Source organism: Mesorhizobium sp. M8A.F.Ca.ET.161.01.1.1 (assembly GCF_004792105.1).
Classification (GTDB): domain Bacteria; phylum Pseudomonadota; class Alphaproteobacteria; order Rhizobiales; family Rhizobiaceae; genus Mesorhizobium.
Genome location: NZ_SRTD01000331.1, coordinates 1 through 318 on the forward strand (window position 1 = coordinate 1; position 318 = coordinate 318).

Annotated in this window: 1 protein-coding gene; it reads right to left on the bottom strand. The window is 69.5% G+C overall.

Going from position 1 to position 318, the window contains the following annotated elements; all coding sequences use genetic code 11:
• A partial coding sequence (locus tag EN804_RS35945) for a glucokinase (RefSeq protein WP_189602214.1) occupies positions 1 to 318 on the bottom strand: 318 nt, incomplete at both ends.

Consider the following 318-nt stretch of genomic DNA (forward strand, 5'->3'; position numbering starts at 1 on the left):
GAGGCAGGTGACGAACAGCGACAGCGCCTCTTCCGCCACAGCGTCGGATTTCGAGAGCGCCGCCGCGGTGACCTCGGCCGGCGTCGTGAACGGCATTGGCCTGGCGTCGGCCTTGGCCACCGCGCGATAGAGGTTGACCAGCCCGCGGCCGCACAGGATCTGCTCGCCGGAGATGCGGCCATCGAGCTTGTCGATATGCGGAAACACCTCGAAGTCGCGCGGCGTGCGCGGACCGATGTCCATGTGGCCGCCTGCGCCTGGGACCGGAATCCAGTGGCGCAGCGCGTAAATCAGCCCGGCGACGCCGAGCCCGGTCCC